The organism is Winogradskyella sp. SM1960, assembly GCF_020179375.1.
Classification (GTDB): domain Bacteria; phylum Bacteroidota; class Bacteroidia; order Flavobacteriales; family Flavobacteriaceae; genus Winogradskyella; species Winogradskyella marina.
Map to the genome: position 1 here is coordinate 1 of NZ_JAICBG010000042.1, position 902 is coordinate 902.

The 902-nt window shown below is 32.6% G+C and carries 1 protein-coding gene; it reads right to left on the bottom strand.

Features of this window, described 5'->3' with window-relative positions; translation table 11 throughout:
* Positions 1-345: 345 nt before the first annotated feature.
* Positions 346-561 (bottom strand): hypothetical protein, encoded by a 216-nt coding sequence (locus K1X16_RS17885; RefSeq protein WP_225037432.1) that lies wholly within the window; start codon positions 559-561, stop codon positions 346-348.
* Between the last annotated feature and the right edge of the window lie 341 nt (positions 562-902).

Consider the following 902-nt stretch of genomic DNA (forward strand, 5'->3'; position numbering starts at 1 on the left):
GTCTTTTACAAGGTTCTTATATTTTTTGTACATATGGTTTGAGTTTGTAGTTGTGATGTAATTTTTAGTTCTAGGAATCAAAAGGTTATTTAGTCTTAGGAAGCGATAGTACTTGTCTCTACCAATCTTAATATCAGCGTTTACAAAGTCTTGCTTTAGTTCGTTGTGTAGCTTAATTCCACCGGTTTTCGAGCCTACTATTTTACGGTAGTCCTTGACCAATTTAATTAGTTTTTGATGCTCTATTTGTTGTTTTTGTTGCGCTTTGATTCTTTTGTAGAAGGCTTGTTTACTAATCCCACTTGAGCGAAGCGGATGCACGAACACTTATAAAAACAATAGAAATTAAGTGAGTAAAACATCCATAGAGCCATTTTCTTTTATACGCTGTTTTTTCTTTAGCTCTATCTCTTTTGCTAATGTTTTGGGCAATGACTTTTTTGACATATCGACTCCTGTAATGAGTTCCATATCAGCGATAATGTCTTGTTGGAAGTCTTTTTGAAACTCAAGTTCTTCAATCTTTTCTTTGAGTTTTTTAATTTCATCGTTTTTACTCATACCAGTATTTTGTAGTACTAAGGTACTATATTTTCTAATCCAATAGGAAATAGTTGTTCTAGGAACCTCATATTTTTTTGATGCAAAGTTTCTGGATACTTGACCATTTAAGATTTGGTCAACGACGAATAATTTGGTTTATAAGGTTACTTTTTGGTAGGTTTTTTTTCGCCAGTGTTCATTTTGTGTTTTCATAAGTGACTATAATTAAAGGTTTAATTTTTAGTCAACCTATTTCAGGAAAATTCATTTCTCATATTATGCACAACGTGTTCGTGTATGGTTAGTTGCGTGGTTTGGTAGCTAATTTAGCAAACTTTTACGGACCAGAGAAAATTCCG